Origin of the sequence: Xanthomonas euroxanthea (assembly GCF_903989455.1) — a bacterium.
Lineage (GTDB): Bacteria > Pseudomonadota > Gammaproteobacteria > Xanthomonadales > Xanthomonadaceae > Xanthomonas > Xanthomonas euroxanthea.
The window spans coordinates 3,684,344-3,700,511 of record NZ_LR861803.1 but is presented as its reverse complement, the minus strand read 5'-3'; the positions used below and the strand labels follow the sequence as shown (position 1 = coordinate 3,700,511).

Sequence of the window (16,168 nt, the reverse complement as noted above, 5' to 3'; positions counted from 1 at the left end):
GCCGAGAATGTCGATGCGCCACGCCGCCAAGACCGGATTCGCCAAGCGCCTGCGTCGTGAGATGACCGCCGCCGAGCGCGCACTTTGGTATCGGTTGCGAGATCGGCGTCTGCTCGGCTTCAAATTCCGGCGTCAGGTCCCCATCGGGCCCTACATCGTCGATTTCGTCTGCCTCGCCCGGGCGTTGATCGTCGAAATCGACGGTAGCCAGCACCTGCTGCCGGGTGCAGATGCCACGCGCGATGCTTTCCTGCGCCGCGAGGGCTTCCAGGTGCTGCGCTTCTGGAATAATGCGGTGCTGGCGAGTGGCGACGACGTCTGCGAGATGATCGCGCGAGGTCTGCTTGCGGCTCGTCCTCCCTTTCCGCTTCCGTGCTTCGGAAAACACACGCACAAGGCCGTTGACATGTCCCAGACGCTCCGCATTGCCATGGCGCAGTTCGACTTTCCGGTCGGTGCCGTGGCGCGCAATACCGATCGCATCATCGACTTCATCGCGGCAGCGCGCGATGAGTTCGATGCGGACATCGTGCTGTTTCCCGAGCTGGCGATCAGCGGTTACCCGCCGGAAGATCTGCTGCTGCGGCCCGGTTTTCTGGCCCATTGCGAGGAAGCGCTGGCGCGCATCGCCGCCAGCACGCGCGGGGTCGTGGCGGTGGTCGGCTGGCCGCAGAGTGCCGGCAGCGTGGTCTACAACGCCGCCAGCGTGTTGCGCGACGGGCGCATCGAAGCGACGTACCGCAAGCGCGAGCTGCCCAATTACGCGGTATTCGACGAGCGCCGCTATTTCGACGTGGACCCGGATGGCGATGACTGCGTGGTCACGGTCAAGGGCGTGCAGGTGGGCGTGGTGATCTGCGAGGACCTGTGGTTTGTCGAGCCGTTGGCCAGGACCGTGCAGGCCGGCGCCGAGCTGGTGCTGGTGCCCAACGCCTCGCCCTACGAGCGCGGCAAGCATGCGCAGCGCGATGCCTTGCTGGCCGAGCGCACCCGCGAGAGCGGGGCGGCGATTGCCTATCTCAACGTGGTCGGCGGGCAGGATGCGCTGGTGTTCGACGGCGCGTCGGTGGTGGCCGATGGCGACGGCACCGTGCATCCGGCCGCAGCCGCGTTCGTCGATCAGTGGCTGGTGGTGGACTACGCCGCCGGCGAGCGCAGCTTCACTCCGGTGGTGTGGGTGGACGACGGCGACGAAAGCATGGATGCGCTGGCCTGGCGCGCCGTGGTGCGCGGGCTGCAGGACTACTGCCGCAAGAACGGTTTCAGCAAGGTGTGGCTGGGCCTGTCCGGCGGCATCGATTCGGCGCTGGTGCTGGCGATGGCGGTCGACGCGCTGGGCGGCGACAACGTTACCGCGGTGCGGCTGCCGTCGCGCTACACGGCCAATCTGTCCAACGACCTGGCCGACGAGCAATGCCGCGCGCTGGGCGTCAAGCTGGAAACCATCGCGATCGAGCCGGCGTTCGAAGGCCTGCTCGCCGCGCTGGGGCCGATGTTCGAAGGCACCCAGCCGGACATCACCGAAGAAAACCTGCAGTCGCGCAGCCGCGGCGTGATCCTGATGGCGCTGTCCAACAAGTTCGGCGGGCTGTTGCTGACCACCGGCAACAAGAGCGAGTACGCGGTGGGGTACGCCACCATCTATGGCGACATGTGCGGCGGCTACGCCCCGCTCAAGGACCTGTACAAGACCGAAGTGTTCGGCCTGGCCAAGTGGCGCAATACCGTGGGCGGGGCGCCGGTGATTCCGCCGGCAGTGATTTCGCGCCCGCCCTCGGCCGAGTTGCGCGACAACCAGACCGACCAGGATTCGCTGCCGCCCTACGATGTGCTGGACGGGATCCTGTATCGCTACGTCGACCAGGAACAGTCGCGCGACGACATCGTCGCGGCTGGCTACGCCGCCGATACGGTGGAACACGTGCTGCGGCTGGTGCGGCTCAACGAATGGAAGCGCCACCAGGCCGCGCCCGGGCCGAAGGTGTCGCGGCGCGCGTTCGGTCGCGAGCGGCGTTACCCGATCACCAATGGGTATTCTGGCCAGTAGCCCGATTGGCTATTGCGGTCGGTCGTCCGGCGCATTGGCCACCGCTGCGGCGGCCGGCGCCTGGGCGAAGCGGGTGAGCAGGTCCAGCGTCGGCTTGGGCCGCGTCAGGTCGTACATCAGGCCGAAATGACCTTCGGCGCCCTCGATGCTGGTCTGGTCCAGCAATTCGTAGACGTTCACCTCGGACACCACGTCGGCGTAGTTGTCGCGCACGTTGCGCAGCAGCTGCGCCAGGCTGTCGTAGCAGCCGCGGTCGCCTTCCGCACCGCCGGTGGTATTGCCGGTGTAGATCTCCGCACAGTTCAGCTCGTTGAAGAACACCGGCGTCTTGTAGGTCTGCGCGGCGGTGCGCAGCTGGCCCAGATACAACGTGCTCCAGTAGCCGGCGTCCTGGTGGAAGGCGTAGTAGTGGAAGCTGATGTGGTCGAAGTTGAAGCCGGCCGCCTTGGCCTTGGCCAGGAACCACAGCGAGCCATTGCGGTCACCCGGGCAGCGTGCGTTGGCGGTGTGGTCGTCGCTGTTGCAGGCGGTGATGTTGATGGTGAAGCGCAGGCCGGCGCCCAGTTCGTTGGAGGCCTGGCGCATGCCCAGGTACATCGTGGTCATCGCCGCGATGCGGGCATCGGCCTCTGCGCGCACCAGATCCTGTTCGTTGCCGATCTCCCAGACCTTGATGTCGGCCGCATAACGACGCGCCAGCTGGTAACCGACCTCGCGCGACATCGGGTACACCATCGGGCGCAGCGTGATGCCGTACTTGCGCGCCAGCGGGACCAGCACATCCAGCGTGGCGTAATCGCGCGGGTCCACATCGAAGCGGTAGCTGCGCAGATTGCGCGTGGCCAGCAGCTTGAAGCGGGCCTCGGCCTGGGCGATCGGGTAGGCGGAGCGGCTGTCGTGGGCGTTGACGCCGTAGACGATGGGAGCCGCGCTGGCGGTGGTGGTCATTGCCGCCAGCAGCAGGCCAAGCATGAACGGGACGATGCAGCGGGACATGCGGCCTCCTGGCGGGCGTCAGCGGGAATGATCTTGCCGAGGCCGAGTATAGGCAGCGCGCAGGCGCGGTTCGGTGACCTGGTGCCAGGTCTGGCGAGGTGAACGCAACTGCCGCAGGCAAGCGCGCTCGGCGGCGCGAGGACGCGTGGTGTGCAAGCGTGCACGTCCGTAGTGCGGGACGATCGATCTGTCGCTTGATCGGGCCTGGCTGTCGTCAGGCACGGCAGGCGCCTGCAACACTCAGTCGCGCCGCTGCCACCGGCATTGCGGCAGCGGCATTGCCGCAATAAGAAAAGGGGCCTTGCGGCCCCTTCTCATCACACCGGCGGCTGATCGCTCAGTCGCGGCTCATCTGTGCATTGCGCTGACCGGTGGCGGCGGACTTCTCGCCGGCGAACGGGTTGAGCTTGCGGATGGCCCACGGGTACTTCGGCCAATTGCCGGTCAGCCACGGATGCTGCGGGCTGTTGAGCTCCAGCACGCGGCGGGCATCGGCGGCCAGGGTCTTGTTGCCCAGGTGGGTGTAGGCCTCGGCCAGCACCGCCACCGCGTCGTATTGGTAGGCGCTCTGCGGATAGGTTTCCAGCAGGTAGTTGGCGCGACCGGCGGCCGACACCCAGGCATTGCGGCGCAGGTAATACAGCGCGTTGTCCAGTTCGTGCTGGGCGAACACGTCGCGCAGCTCGATCATGCGCTTGCGCGCATCCGGCGCGTAGCGGCTGTTCGGGTAGCGGTCGGTCACGGTGTTGAAGTCGTTGTAGGCCTGCTGCGGCGAGGACAGGTCGCGGCGGCTCGGATCCAGCGACCACACGCGGCGCAGGAACACCGTGTCGCGGTTGCTGTTGGCCAGCCCGCGCAGGTAGTACAGATACGAGATGTTGCGGTGCGTGGGATAGGTCCGGATGAAGCGGTCGACGCTGGAGACGGTGTCGTCGTGCTTGCCGGCCTTGTACTGGGCGTAGGCGGTTTCGATCATCGCCTGCTCGGTGTACGGGCCATACGGGTACTGGGCGATCAGGCGCTTGTAGCTGGCTTCGGCGCCGGCCCAGTTGCCTTTTTCCATCAGGTCGTGGCCCTTGCCGTAGAGCTGCTCGACCGGCATGCCCTCGTCGGGATTCTTGTCCTTGGCGCCGCGGTGGCAGCCGGTGACGACGAACGCCATGACCAGCATGAGGGCAATCAGGCGCGCAGGCGCGGAAAACGTGGACCGTCGGATCATGGGTCTGGGCAGGACGCATCAGGAAAACGAGAGCGCGATGATAGCCTAGTGGCCTGTCCGGCGACTGACTCCCGCCGCCCGGACCCCCAAATTCCCGCTTTTGCCCGAGTGCCTGTGTCCATGTCCGACCCATCTGCCGACCCCCTCGACCCGTCCATCCGCCAGGCCATCGTGCCCGACAACGCCGCAGGACGCCGTTTCGACGCGGTGCTGGCCGAGCTGTTTCCCGAATTCTCGCGTTCGCGCCTGTCGGAGTGGATCAAGTCCGGCGATGCGCTGCTGAACGGGGAAATGGCGCGCCCGCGCGACACCTTGCGCGGCGGCGAGAGCGTGCAGGTGCAGGTGGTGCTGGAAACCCAGACCCATGCCGCGCCGCAGGACATCCCGCTGAGCGTGCTGTACGAAGACGACCAGGTGCTGGTGATCGACAAGCCGGCCGGGCTGGTGGTCCACCCGGGTGCCGGCAACCCGGACGGCACCCTGGTCAACGCCTTGCTGTTCCGCGACCCGGCGCTGGCGGCGGTGCCGCGCGCCGGCGTGGTGCACCGGCTGGACAAGGACACCAGCGGGGTGATGGTGGTGGCGCGCACCGTGCAAGCGCAGACCGCGTTGGTGGAGCAGCTGTCCGCACGCGATGTGCACCGCCAGTACCTGGCGGTGGTGGTGGGCGCGCTGGTCTCCGGCGGCACCGCCAATGCGCCGATCGACCGCCATCCGCGCGATCGGCTGAAGATGGCGGTACGCGACGACGGCCGCGATGCGGTCACCCATTACCGCCTGCGCGAGCGCTTCCGCGCGCATACCGCGCTGGAATGCCGGCTGGAAACCGGGCGCACCCATCAGATTCGCGTGCACATGGCGCACCTGAAATCGCCGATCGTCGGCGACCCGCTGTACGGCGGCGCGCTGAAGCTGCCCAAGGGCGCCAGCGACGAACTGGTGCATGAGCTGCGTACCTTCAAGCGCCAGGCATTGCATGCCGAAACCCTGGAGTTCCTGCACCCGGTCAGCGGCGAGCCGGTGCGCGCCAGCGCGCCGGTGCCGGCCGACCTGCAGCGGCTGATGACCGCGCTGCGCGAAGACAGCGCACGCGCCGCCGAGCTGGCACGCCGCTGAGATGGCCGCCGCCGCGCCCTTCGTGCTGCCGGCCGACTGGCCGGCGCCGCCGCGCATCCATGCGCTGACCACGCTGCGCTACGGCCTGGGCGGCTCGCTGGCGCCGTTCGACACGCTCAACCTCGGCAACCGCCACAGTGCCGAGGGCGACGTGCCCGAGCAGGTGGAACGCAACCGGGCGCTGCTGGTCGAGGCGTTGGCACTGCCCGGCACCCCGCAGTGGCTGCGTCAGGTGCATGGGGTAGAGGTGCTGCGCGTCGACGCGCCTGCGCCTGGCGAGCGGGTGCGTGCCGCAGGCACTGTCGCCCCAGCTGCGCAGGAACCGGTTGCCGACGCAGCGGTGACTGCGGTGCCCGGCGTGGTGCTGGCGATCCTCACCGCCGACTGCCTGCCGGTCGTGCTCGCGGCCAGGGATGGTAGCGAAGTGGCCGCCGCGCATGCCGGCTGGCGCGGCCTGGCCGACGGCATGCTGGAGCGCAGCGTGGCGGCGATGCGCACGCCGCCACAGCAGGTGAGGGTCTGGCTGGGGCCGGCAGCGGGACCGCAGGTGTATGAAATCGGCGAAGACGTGTTCCACGCCTTCGTCGCGCACGATGCGCAGGCACGCGCCGCGTTCGTTGCGACCCGCCCGGGGCATTGGCGGGTGGATCTGTATGCATTGGCGCGTCAGCGCCTGCAGCGTGCCGGTGTGCCGGCCAGCGCCATCCACGGCGGCGGGCTGTGCACCATTTCCGAGCCGCAACGCTTCTTCTCGCATCGTCGCGACCGCCGTAGCGGACGCATGGCCACGCTGGCCTGGATCGCGCCCTGAGCATGCCGTTGTTCGTGCTGGGGCCGGACGCGTTCGTGCAGCTGCCTGCGCCGGAGCAGCACGCGCGGTTTCTGGACTAGCGCCGCAGCCCGATGTGGGGGCGCACATGGGCGCGATGGGCTTACTGGTAATGCTTCGTCGCGCCCGGGTGCGCTCCTACGTAGCGTGGGCGATTTTTACGATGGCTCGCTGATTTGCAGCGTTGGTCGGTCGCGCGTGCTGGATGGGATGGCAGACAGGTGTAGGAGCGCACCTGGGCGCGATGGGGCGTTACCGGGAAAGCCTCATCGCGCCCAGGTGCGCTCCTACGGTGATTCTGCGCTCTGGGTGACGGCGGCTTACGCTGCGGCGTTTCCGAAATCTGCGCGCACTACCTTCGGGGTGCCGCCGTGCGCAGGCTGCAGGCGGAAGATCGACACCGCATCGGCCAGGTCCACGGCCTGTTCTTCCAGACTGCGCGCGGCGGCGGTGGCTTCTTCCACCAATGCGGCGTTGCGCTGGGTGACTTCGTCCAGTTGCGCGACGGTGCGGTTGACCTGTTCGATGCCGCTGGATTGCTCGGCGCTGGCGGCGGTGATCTCGCTCATGATGTCGGTGACGTGTTTGACCGAGCCGACGATCTCGCGCATGGTCGCCCCGGCGCGGTGCACCAGGCCCGAGCCGAGTTCGACCTTGTCGGTGGAGTCGGCGATCAGCGTCTTGATCTCCTTGGCCGCATCGGCCGAGCGCCGCGCCAGGGCGCGCACCTCCGAGGCGACCACCGCAAAGCCGCGGCCCTGCTCGCCAGCGCGGGCGGCTTCCACTGCGGCATTGAGCGCCAGGATATTGGTCTGGAAGGCGATGCCGTCGATGACGCCGATGATCTCGCCGATCTTGCGCGAGGCGGTGCTGATCTGGCCCATGGTGGACACCACAGCGTCCATCACCTGGCCGCCGTTCTGCGCCACTTCGCCGGTGCCCACCACCAGCCGGTTGGCCTGCAGCGCGCTGTCGGCGTTCTGCTTCACGGTGGAGGTGAGTTCCTCCATGGAGCTGGCGGTTTCTTCCAGATTGGCGGCCTGCTGCTCGGTGCGCTCGGACAGGTCGGTGTTGCCGGCGGCGATTTCCATCGCCGCGCGGCGGATCGTGTCCGATGCGATCTGGATACCGCCGATGATCTCGGTCAGACGGGTCACGGTCTGGTTGGTGTCGTCGCGCAGGCGCGCAAAGATGCCGTGCGCATCGCCGTCCACGCGCTGGGTGAGGTCGCCGTCGGCCAGGGCACCGATCACGCGCGCCAACGCGGCCAGGTGGGTTTCCACCGAGTCGTAGATGCGGTTGATGCCCTGGGCCAGCGACAGCAGTACGCCGTCCATGCCGTCGATCTGCATGCGCCGGCTGAAATCGCCGGCCGCGGCGGCATCGATGATCTGGATCAGCGTCTGCTCGGCGTCGACCTGCGCGGTGACGTCCACCCACTGTGCGATGGTGCCCAGCCTGGCGCCATCGGCGGCGATGATCGGGCTGTAGACGAAGTCGATCTGGCGGCCGAAGAACGGCGCGCGCACCGCCTTGGAGGCGGTCAATGCACGCATGCGGTCGATCGCGGCCTGGCTGTCGGGATAGATGTCGCCGATGCTGCCGCCGACGAACCCTTCGGCATGGAAGCCGGGGCGGAAGCTCTGCACATCCGGCTCGATCAGCTTGAGCATCGCCAGCAGCTTGCGGTTGGCAAACAGCACCTGGCCATCGTCGTCGGCGATGCGGATCATGGTGTCCAGGTCGTCCAGCGCCTTGATCACGAACTGGCCGTGGCGCAGGCCCTGTTCCATCACATCCAGGCGGATGGCCAGCCTGTCCTGGGTTGCCTGCAGCGCATGCAGCAACGGCGCGAGCTCGCCGGCGGCGTTGCGCAGGTCCAGGCGCTGGAAGTGCCCGTCACCGATGGCCGTCACCGTGCCGACGGCCTGTTCCAGTTGCGCGACGTTGCGGCGGCGCGACCACCACCACAACCCCGCACTTGCCGCGCCCAGCACCAGCAGCGCCGGCAGCAGGCGCGCCAACCCGGCCCAGGCGCCGCCGGGCAGCAGCGTTGCGGCGTAGAGCGTGAGCAAGGCCAGCAGCCCGATCTGTGCAGCGGCAGGCAGCCATGTGGCCCTGGTGAGACGCGCGAGGCTCCGGCCGGAAGGCGGGCGGGAGACGGCAGTGGCATCGAATGAGGGCGACATAGGCTGAGTCCAACGGAGTGATTCGGAGTGAGGAGCGCTGTCCTGCACTGCATGGGCTGCTATGGGGTATCGGCGGACGAGCCCGAATCATGACGGCGTGAAATTGCCGTTTGTCGGAATCTGTCGGCCGTACCCCTGAAAACCCCGATGTAGTTGATTTGGAAGCGGTTTCAGTGCCGCCCGGTACACCGCAGAGCCGTGAGGTGTCACTAGACACCTGCCTCCAAATTGTAAATTCAACGTGAAATATTGATGGCTGCCGTCAACACTTCGTAGACCTGGACTCCACGCCATTTGATCGCGTGCCTGTGACCAAGACTGGCCGCAGCGCCACGCCACGAATACACATCAAGGCGCGGGAACCGGGAATGGAGAATCGGGAATCGGGAATCGGGAATCGGGAATCGGGAATAGGGAATCGGGAATAGGGAATCGGGAATAGGGAATCGGGAATCGGGAAATAGGGAGTCGGATGCCCTACAGACCCAGATCAGCGAAACGCCACGAATAGACATCGAAGAGCGGAATGGAGAATCGGGGAATCAGGCGACCCACAGGCCCAGCCCAGCCCAAACAGCGACAGGAAGACGCTTTTCCCGATTCCCGATTCCCGATTCCCCAATCCCCAAAAAAAAACCGGCCATCTCACGATGGCCGGTCTATCGATACCTAACTAGCTGACGCTACACCGGCTTACTTCGCCGGCTTGGCGCCTGCCTCGTCCGGCAGCGCCCAGGCGATCACGCTGTCGCCCGACTTGGTTTCCATGCGGTCGTGTCCGCCCACTGCGGCCACGATGTACTGCTTGCCGTCGATGGTGTAGCTCAGCGGCGCGGCCTGCGGGCCAGCCGGCACGCGGGTCTCCCAGACCTGCTTGCCGGTGCGGGTGTCGAAGCCGCGCATGAAATCATCCAGGGACGCGCCGATGAAGGTCACGCCGCCGGCGGTGGCCAGCGAGCCGCTGTTGTTGGGCGTGCCGATCTCGAACTTGGTCTTGGACGGGATGCCCATCGGGCCCTGGTCGTAACCGGTGCCCAGCGGACGGCGCCAGATCACCTGCTGGGTGCGCAGGTCCACGCCGGAGATGTAGCCCCACGGCGGTGCCACGCACGGCGTGTTGAGCGGCGACATCCACGGCTCCTTGCGGGCGCCGTAGGCCAGACCCTTCTGCGCCATGTAGCCGGGCGTCTTGCTCTTGCCGTCGAACACCGATACCACGCCCAGCTCATTCATCTTCTCGCGGGTGTAGACCTGCAGGGTGTAGGGCAGGCGATTGCTGTTCATCACCATGATGCCGCGCTGCAGATCGACCGAGACGCCGCCCCAGTTGATGCCGCCGTGGTTGCCGGTGAAGGCCAGCGAGCCTTGCAGGGTCGGCGGGGTGAACATGCCTTCGTAGCGCAGCTGCTTGAACTGGATGCGGCAGGCCAGCTGGTCGAACGGGGTCATGCCCCAGGCATCGGATTCGATAATGGTTTCGTAGTCACGGCTCGGCGCGCCCACGGTATTGGGCATGCCCGGCGAGATCGGCTGCGTGGCCGCGGTCCAGTCGCCGTGATCGGTGCCCTGCGGCACGGCGATCTGCTTGACCGGCATGAGCGGTGCACCGGTGGCGCGGTCCAGCACGAACACCTGGCCGGACTTGGTGGCCTGGATCACCGCCGGGCGGGTACCGCCACCGGCCACCGGCCAATCGACCAGGTTCGGCTGCGGGCCGATGTCGTAATCCCACAGGTCGTGGTTGACGGTGCGGAAGTGCCAACGCTCCTTGCCGGTGGCCGCATCCACGGCAACCAGCGAAGCGGTGTATTCCTCATCCTGCGGGGTGCGGCCCTTGCCGAAGAAATCACCCGAGGCATTGCCGGTCGGCAGATAGACCAGGCCCAGCTCGTCGTCGGCGGACATCAGCGACCACACGTTCGGGGTCGAACGGGTGTAGGTCTGCCCGGCCGGCGGCTCGGCGGTAATCGCCGGGTTGCCCAGGTCCCAGGCCCAGCGCAGCTGGCCGGTGAGCGCATCGAAGCCGCGCACCACGCCCGACGGCGCATCGCCTTCCTGGCCGTCGCGGACCTGGCCGGTGGGCTGGATCACCACGCCGCGCATCACCACCGGCGGGGAGGTCGGGCCGACGAAGCCCGGCTTGGTGTTGCCGGTGCCGGCGTTGAGATCGACAAAGCCGTTGGTGCCGAAGCTGGTGCACAGCTTGCCGGTCTGCGCGTCCAGCGCGCCAAGGCGGCCATCGACCATCGGCCAGAAGATCCGCGTCGGGCACTCGGCGGTGCCTTGCGGCGCCTGGTAGTACGACACGCCGCGGCAGGTGGTGGCGGCAACGCCGGCCATCGCCTTCGGATTGGTCTGCGGATCGAAGCGCCAGCGCTCCTTGCCGTTGGCCGCTTCCACCGCGATCACTTTCTGGGTCGGAGTGCAGATGTAGAGCAGGTCGCCGACCTTGAGCGGGGTGTTCTGGAAGGCATAGCCCAGCTTGGAGCCGGCCGGCTTCAGGTCGCCGGTATGGAACTCCCAGGCCACCTTCAGATCCTTGGCGTTTTCCGGGGTGATCTGCGCGCCGGGGGTGTAATGGTTGGACAGGTTGGAGCCGGCATACGCGGTCCAGTTGCTGGCATCGTGATTGGCCGCGACGTTGCCGTCCGGGCTGGGTACGTTGCCGCGGCTGAAGGGCGTCGCGTTCTCGGCCGGCAGCTTGGAGGCATCGGCCAGTTCGACATTGCGCGGTGCCAGCAACGGCCACAGGATCAGCGTCGCACCCAGGATCGGCAGCACGCCGGTCACCAGCACATAGCCCAGCCCCGACAACGGCTGCATGCGGCGACGGGCCACGCCCCAGAACGGCAGCAGCACCAGCCCCAGCACCGATAGCCAGGCCAGACGCGGGACCAGACCCCAGCCATCCAGGCCCACTTCCCACAGCGCCCAGGCGATGGTGGCCGCCAGCGTCGCACCAAACAGCCACAGGCCGGCACGCTTGCCCAGTGCCAGCAACACGCCGGCCAGGAACAGGCCGATGCCCGCCAGCAGGTAATACCAGGAACCACCGACGGCGACCAGGCGGCCGCCCTCGTAGGCAAGCACCGCACCGAGCACGGCGATCACCACGGCATAGACCACCAGCAACCAAGTGCCTAGTCCACGTTTTGAGGATTGATCAGTCATTTTGAGATGTCAGGAAGGACCCAGGCACCGGCAGGCGATGGCGAGTCGTGGAGGGAGAAAGATCACAGGCTGGCGAAGGGCGGCCCGTGTTCTAACTAAAACGTCCTAAACAAGAACGTCCGGATATGAACGCGCAGCCCCTCCCAGGTTCTCAGCGCTACTCATGTGAATATTTTAGACCGCAACGACGCTCGTGTCCGTGACGGAATGGGAACCAGTGTTCAGGCCGTGCATCGCAGCGCGGGAAGTGCTTAAAACCGCAGGGATGGAGAGTGCCGGTGATCTCAGGCGGTCCGGGTGGCATTCGCGCGTGGCGACAAAATGCGTCATCCGGCTGTAACTCTAATTTGTTATTGACGCAAACGATGAGGCGGGATTCGGCATTCGGGAATGGCGAGTCGTGCATGCCGGGATTTTCGATCCAGGCATCTTCCACTTGCACCGGCAGACGTATTCTCGTCGCCCTTCAGGCACTTTCTCCCGATGCAAGAAAAAAGGCGCCGGCAGTGCGCGGCGCCTCTGTATGCTGATTACGGTGTGCGCGGGTCGCGTGTTGCTGGTAACGCGCAAATCCCGAGTCAGATATCGGCCAGCGCCTGCAAATACCGCTGGCGCCAGTGGTTGATATTGTTCTTGCGCAGATGATCCATCATCGCCCGCCAGCGCTCGATGCGCGTTGCCAGCGGCATGCTTGCGGCGGTGGCGATCGCATCGGCCACGCCGTCGAGGTCGTGCGGATTGACCAGCAGCGCTTCCTTCATTTCATCGGCGGCACCGGCCAGCAACGACAGCACCAGCACGCCGGGATCCTGCGGATCCTGCGCTGCGACAAATTCCTTGGCGACCAGATTCATGCCATCGCGCAGCGGCGTGACCAGCCCGACCGAGGCGGCGCGATAGAAACCGGTCAAGGTCGCATGGCTGAAGTTCTGATTGACGTAGCGTAGCGGCGTCCAATCCGGCTCGGCATGCCCGCCGTTGATATGGCCTGCGATCTGCTCCAGTTGCCCGCGCAACCGGCGATATTCGTTGACATCGCCGCGCGACACCGGCGCGATCTGCAGGTATGTCAGGCTGCCGGACTGCTCCGGGTAGCGCTCCAGATAGCGTTCGAACCCCTGGAAGCGTTCCGGCAGGCCTTTGGAATAATCCAGCCGGTCCACGCCGATCGCCAGTTGCCGGCCGCGCAGGCTTTCGCGCAGGTCGCGCACGGCCTGCTTGCCGACCGAGGCCTTGGCCTGGTTGGCGATCAACTCGGTATCGATCCCGATCGGGAAGGCCGCGGCACTGAAGCGACGCCCGCCCGGACCCTCGACGATATCGCCGTCCAGGATGCGGCCGCCGCCGAACAGGCGCACATAGGCCTTGAAGCGCTCGGCGTCGCGCTGGGTCTGGAAGCCGACCAGATCGTAGGCGTAGAACGTGCTGAACAGGCGCGCGTGATCGGGCATCGCCTGCATCAGGTCGGCCGAGGGCATCGGCACGTGCAGGAAGAAGCCCATCTTGCAGCCCACCCCCAGCTCGCGCAGCATCGCGCCCAGCGGGATCATGTGGTAGTCGTGGATCCACAAGGTGTCGCTGTCCTTCAACAACGGCGCCAGCTTTTCGGCGAACAGCCGATTGACCCGCATATAGCCTTCGCGGGTGGCGCGGTCGTAGTCGACCAGGTCCAGGCGGAAGTGCAGCAGCGGCCACAGCGTGCGATTGGCAAATCCGTTGTAGTACGAATCGATGTCACGCTTGTTGAGGTCCATGGTGACGAACTTGATGTCGCCCTCGGTCTGCTCGTGCATGCCGCCGCTGTCGCCGCGCACGGTCTTGCCGCTCCAGCCGAACCACACGCCGCCGCGCTCCTTGAGCGCCGCCAACAAGCCCACCGCCAAGCCGCCGGCCCGGTTTTCGCCGGGCACCGCGACACGGTTGGATACCACCACCAAACGACTCATGACGCCTCCTGCCAGCTGCGCGACAAGCGCATCGCTGCGATGATCAAACCCACATGCGAATAGGTCTGGGGGAAATTCCCCCAGGCTTCGCCGTCTTCGAACGATAGATCCTCGGACAGCAAGCCGAGGTGATTGCGGCGCGAGAGGATGCGCTCGAACAATTCACGCGCCTCCTCCTTGCGACCGATCGCGGCCAGCGCGTCGATGTACCAGAACGTGCAGATGGTGAAGCTGGTTTCCGGCTCACCGAAGTCATCCGGTGCGATGTAGCGGTACAACGCATCGCCATGCTTGAGTACGCGTCCGACGGCTTCGACCGTGCGCACGAAGCGGCTGTCGTCGTTGGCGACGATGCCGATATCGGCCAGCAGCAACAGCGATGCATCCAGGCGGTGACCGCCCAGCGTATCGGTGAAATGACCACGTTCCTCGCTCCATGCCTCGCCCAGCACGCGCGCGCGGATGGTGTCGGCGCGCTCGCGCCAGTAAACGCTGCGCTCGGGCAGCACCAGCCGGTCGGCGATCTTGGACAGCCGGTCGCAGGCAGCCCAGCACATCGCAGCGGTGTAGGTATGCACTTCGGCGCGGCCGCGGAATTCCCACAGGCCGGCGTCGGGCACGTCATGCAGCGCGAATGCGCGCTCACCCAGCGGCTCCAGGCGGCGGAAGGTATCCGCATCGCCCTGATCCTTCAGGCGCAGATCGAAGAACAGCTGCGTGGATGCCAGCACCACGCTGCCATAGACGTCGTGCTGCTGCTGGATCCAGGCCAGGTTGCCGCGCCGTACCGGGCCCATGCCGCGATAGCCGTCCATCGTCTCGACTTCGTGCTCTTCCAGCTGCGATTCAAAACCGACGCCGTACAGCGGCTGCAGGGTGCCGTCGGCGGTGGCGATGTTGAAGATGTAGCCGATGAACTGCTCCATCGTGCGCGTGGCGCCCAAGCGATTGAGCGCGCGCACCACGAACGCAGCATCGCGCAACCAGCAATAGCGGTAATCCCAGTTGCGCGGGGTGTTGGGCGCCTCCGGGATCGAGGTGGTCATCGCCGCGATGATGGCGCCGCTGTCCTCGTACTGGCACAGCTTGAGCGTGATCGCACTGCGGATCACCGCTTCCTGCCAGTCCAGGGGAATCGACAGGTAGCGCACCCATTCGCGCCAGTATTCCTCGGTACGTTCCTGCGCTTCCTGCACGTAACCGGTGAGCGAGCGGGTCAGCGATTCGTCCACGCCCAGCACCAGGTTGACCGGGTGGCTGAGCACGAACGGCAGGCCGTCGCGCACGAAGCGGACCGGCACATCGGTGGTCAGGCGCAGGGTGAACTCGGGCAGCACCCAGCGGATGTGGTTGCTGCCCCAGGTGGTCTCCGGGCTGCGGCCACCCCAGTCGGCCAGCGGGCGCGCACGCACGATGATGCGCGGGTTGCCGGCCAGCGGGCGGATCTGCCGGATGATGCTGACGGGCCGATAGAAGCGCCCGTTGTTGCGCCAGCGCGGCGCGAAGTCGATGACTTCCACTTCGCCGCCGTGGCTGTCGCGCAACACGGTACGCAGCACGGCGGTATTGGGCAGGTAATGCTGCTCGCTGCTGGCGAAGTCTTCCAGCTCCACCGCAAAGTCGCCGCCTTCGCCCTTGGGCGAGAGCAGCGAACAGAATGCCGGGTCGCCGTCGAAGGCCGGCAGGCAACTCCACACCACACGTGCCTGCCGATCGACCAATGCCCCAAAGCTGCAGTTGCCGATGACGCCCAGATCCAGGTTTGGCTCGGTCATGGAGTGCGAACGATCCTTTTGAAGAGAAGAGGGAAGCGCGCCGCGCTCAGGCCTGGCGCGCGTTGCGTTGCAGCCACGCATGCACATCGGCGGTACCGTCGACGCGGAAGCGCGCGCTGGTCTGGGCGCGATCGCCGACCAGCACGCTCCAGCCGCCGAGACGATTGGCCGCTTCGAAGCCGAATTCGTCGGTGAGGTCATCGCCAACGAACACCGGCGTGCGGCCGGCGAATGCGCCGTGCTGCATCAGCTGTTCGACCGCCAGGCCCTTGTTGCTGCCTTCGGGCACGAATTCGACCACGTGGTCGCCCGGTTGCAGGCGATAGCCGGAAAGCTGGGCGATTTCCTGCTGCGCGAAGGCGAGCACCTCGGGGCCGGCGAGCGGTTGCGCGCGCCAGTGCAGCGCGACGCTGACGCCTTTGTCTTCGACCAGCACACCAGGGTGCCGGTGCGTGAGTGCGGCGGCGCGTTGGTGCAGGCCATGCAGCCACTCGGAGGTGTCCTGCGGCATCGCCGCGCGCGCAGCGATGTCGCTACGAAGTTCGTGTCCGTGCAGGCCGGCGGCCGGGAGCAGCAGCGGCGCGAACAAGGCGTCCAGTTGCGACAGCGGTCGTCCGCTGACCAGTGCCACTGCGCCATGCAGGCGCTCGCTCAGCTGGCCGATGGCCGCGCGGACCTCGGGCAGGAGCCGCACAGCTTCGGGGCTGTCGGCAAAGTCGATGAGGGTACCGTCCACGTCCAGAAACAATGCACAGGCATCGTCCAGCAATGGCGGCGACGGAAGGGGGGAGTGCACGTCTGCCATCGCGCTAGTGTGCGCAAAGCGATGTGATATTCAGGTTATGCAACAGCGGGGATTGGGGATTCGGGAGTGGGGATT

General features: G+C 66.6%; 10 protein-coding genes and 1 pseudogene. 4 read left to right on the top strand and 7 right to left on the bottom strand.

Annotation, left to right across the window (positions count from 1 at the left end):
• Positions 1-13: 13 nt before the first annotated feature.
• Positions 14-382 (top strand): annotated as a pseudogene (locus tag H7A86_RS20800) (endonuclease domain-containing protein); the annotation flags it as partial.
• Positions 383-406: 24 nt separating this feature from the next.
• Positions 407-2,047 carry an NAD+ synthase gene (locus tag H7A86_RS15480; RefSeq protein WP_167766610.1) on the top strand — a complete coding sequence of 547 codons (1,641 nt, stop codon included), beginning with the start codon at positions 407-409 and terminating at the stop codon, positions 2,045-2,047.
• A gap of 9 nt (positions 2,048-2,056) precedes the next feature.
• Here the strand turns inward: H7A86_RS15480 and H7A86_RS15475 are convergent, their stop codons facing one another.
• Together H7A86_RS15475 and H7A86_RS15470 are read right to left on the bottom strand one after the other, a co-directional pair.
• Positions 2,057-3,043: a glycoside hydrolase family protein gene (locus H7A86_RS15475; protein ID WP_119131079.1), complete on the bottom strand. Its 987-nt coding sequence runs from the start codon at positions 3,041-3,043 to the stop codon at positions 2,057-2,059.
• A gap of 337 nt (positions 3,044-3,380) precedes the next feature.
• Positions 3,381-4,262 carry an outer membrane protein assembly factor BamD gene (locus H7A86_RS15470; protein WP_104583641.1) on the bottom strand — a complete coding sequence of 294 codons (882 nt, stop codon included), beginning with the start codon at positions 4,260-4,262 and terminating at the stop codon, positions 3,381-3,383.
• A gap of 120 nt (positions 4,263-4,382) precedes the next feature.
• Between H7A86_RS15470 and rluD the strand changes: the two genes are divergently transcribed.
• Positions 4,383-5,378 carry a 23S rRNA pseudouridine(1911/1915/1917) synthase RluD gene (gene rluD, locus H7A86_RS15465; protein ID WP_119131080.1) on the top strand — a complete coding sequence of 332 codons (996 nt, stop codon included), beginning with the start codon at positions 4,383-4,385 and terminating at the stop codon, positions 5,376-5,378.
• A 1-nt stretch (position 5,379) separates the two neighbouring features.
• Positions 5,380-6,189, top strand: a complete 810-nt coding sequence (pgeF, locus tag H7A86_RS15460; protein WP_119131081.1) for a peptidoglycan editing factor PgeF — start codon at positions 5,380-5,382, stop codon at positions 6,187-6,189.
• Positions 6,190-6,527: 338 nt separating this feature from the next.
• Here the strand turns inward: pgeF and H7A86_RS15455 are convergent, their stop codons facing one another.
• The 5 genes from H7A86_RS15455 to otsB form a co-directional block, all read right to left on the bottom strand.
• Positions 6,528-8,396: a methyl-accepting chemotaxis protein gene (locus H7A86_RS15455; protein ID WP_119131082.1), complete on the bottom strand. Its 1,869-nt coding sequence runs from the start codon at positions 8,394-8,396 to the stop codon at positions 6,528-6,530.
• Between the two features lie 693 nt (positions 8,397-9,089).
• On the bottom strand, positions 9,090-11,528 hold the full coding sequence (locus tag H7A86_RS15450; protein WP_180708160.1) for a glucose/quinate/shikimate family membrane-bound PQQ-dependent dehydrogenase: 2,439 nt from the start codon (positions 11,526-11,528) through the stop codon (positions 9,090-9,092).
• Between the two features lie 617 nt (positions 11,529-12,145).
• Positions 12,146-13,513 (bottom strand): alpha,alpha-trehalose-phosphate synthase (UDP-forming), encoded by a 1,368-nt coding sequence (gene otsA / locus H7A86_RS15445; protein WP_104583636.1) that lies wholly within the window; start codon positions 13,511-13,513, stop codon positions 12,146-12,148.
• Positions 13,510-15,288 (bottom strand): glycoside hydrolase family 15 protein, encoded by a 1,779-nt coding sequence (locus H7A86_RS15440; RefSeq protein ID WP_104650214.1) that lies wholly within the window; start codon positions 15,286-15,288, stop codon positions 13,510-13,512. The genes otsA and H7A86_RS15440 overlap by 4 nt, the downstream gene beginning before the upstream one ends.
• 46 nt (positions 15,289-15,334) lie before the next feature.
• Positions 15,335-16,093, bottom strand: coding sequence for a trehalose-phosphatase (gene otsB, locus H7A86_RS15435; protein ID WP_119127608.1), 759 nt, complete (start codon positions 16,091-16,093; stop codon positions 15,335-15,337).
• Positions 16,094-16,168: the final 75 nt, after the last annotated feature.

What these genes read in the sequence shown, in the direction of transcription:
- H7A86_RS15470 (WP_104583641.1), bottom strand. Translation starts at nt 4,262, where the DNA reads ATGATCCGACGGTCCACGTTTTCCGCGCCTGCGCGCCTGATTGCCCTC.
- H7A86_RS15440 (WP_104650214.1), bottom strand. Translation starts at nt 15,288, where the DNA reads ATGACCGAGCCAAACCTGGATCTGGGCGTCATCGGCAACTGCAGCTTT.
- H7A86_RS15455 (WP_119131082.1), bottom strand. Translation starts at nt 8,396, where the DNA reads ATGTCGCCCTCATTCGATGCCACTGCCGTCTCCCGCCCGCCTTCCGGC.
- otsA (WP_104583636.1), bottom strand. Translation starts at nt 13,513, where the DNA reads ATGAGTCGTTTGGTGGTGGTATCCAACCGTGTCGCGGTGCCCGGCGAA.
- otsB (WP_119127608.1), bottom strand. Translation starts at nt 16,093, where the DNA reads ATGGCAGACGTGCACTCCCCCCTTCCGTCGCCGCCATTGCTGGACGAT.
- H7A86_RS15475 (WP_119131079.1), bottom strand. Translation starts at nt 3,043, where the DNA reads ATGTCCCGCTGCATCGTCCCGTTCATGCTTGGCCTGCTGCTGGCGGCA.
- pgeF (WP_119131081.1), top strand. Translation starts at nt 5,380, where the DNA reads ATGGCCGCCGCCGCGCCCTTCGTGCTGCCGGCCGACTGGCCGGCGCCG.
- H7A86_RS15480 (WP_167766610.1), top strand. Translation starts at nt 407, where the DNA reads ATGTCCCAGACGCTCCGCATTGCCATGGCGCAGTTCGACTTTCCGGTC.
- rluD (WP_119131080.1), top strand. Translation starts at nt 4,383, where the DNA reads ATGTCCGACCCATCTGCCGACCCCCTCGACCCGTCCATCCGCCAGGCC.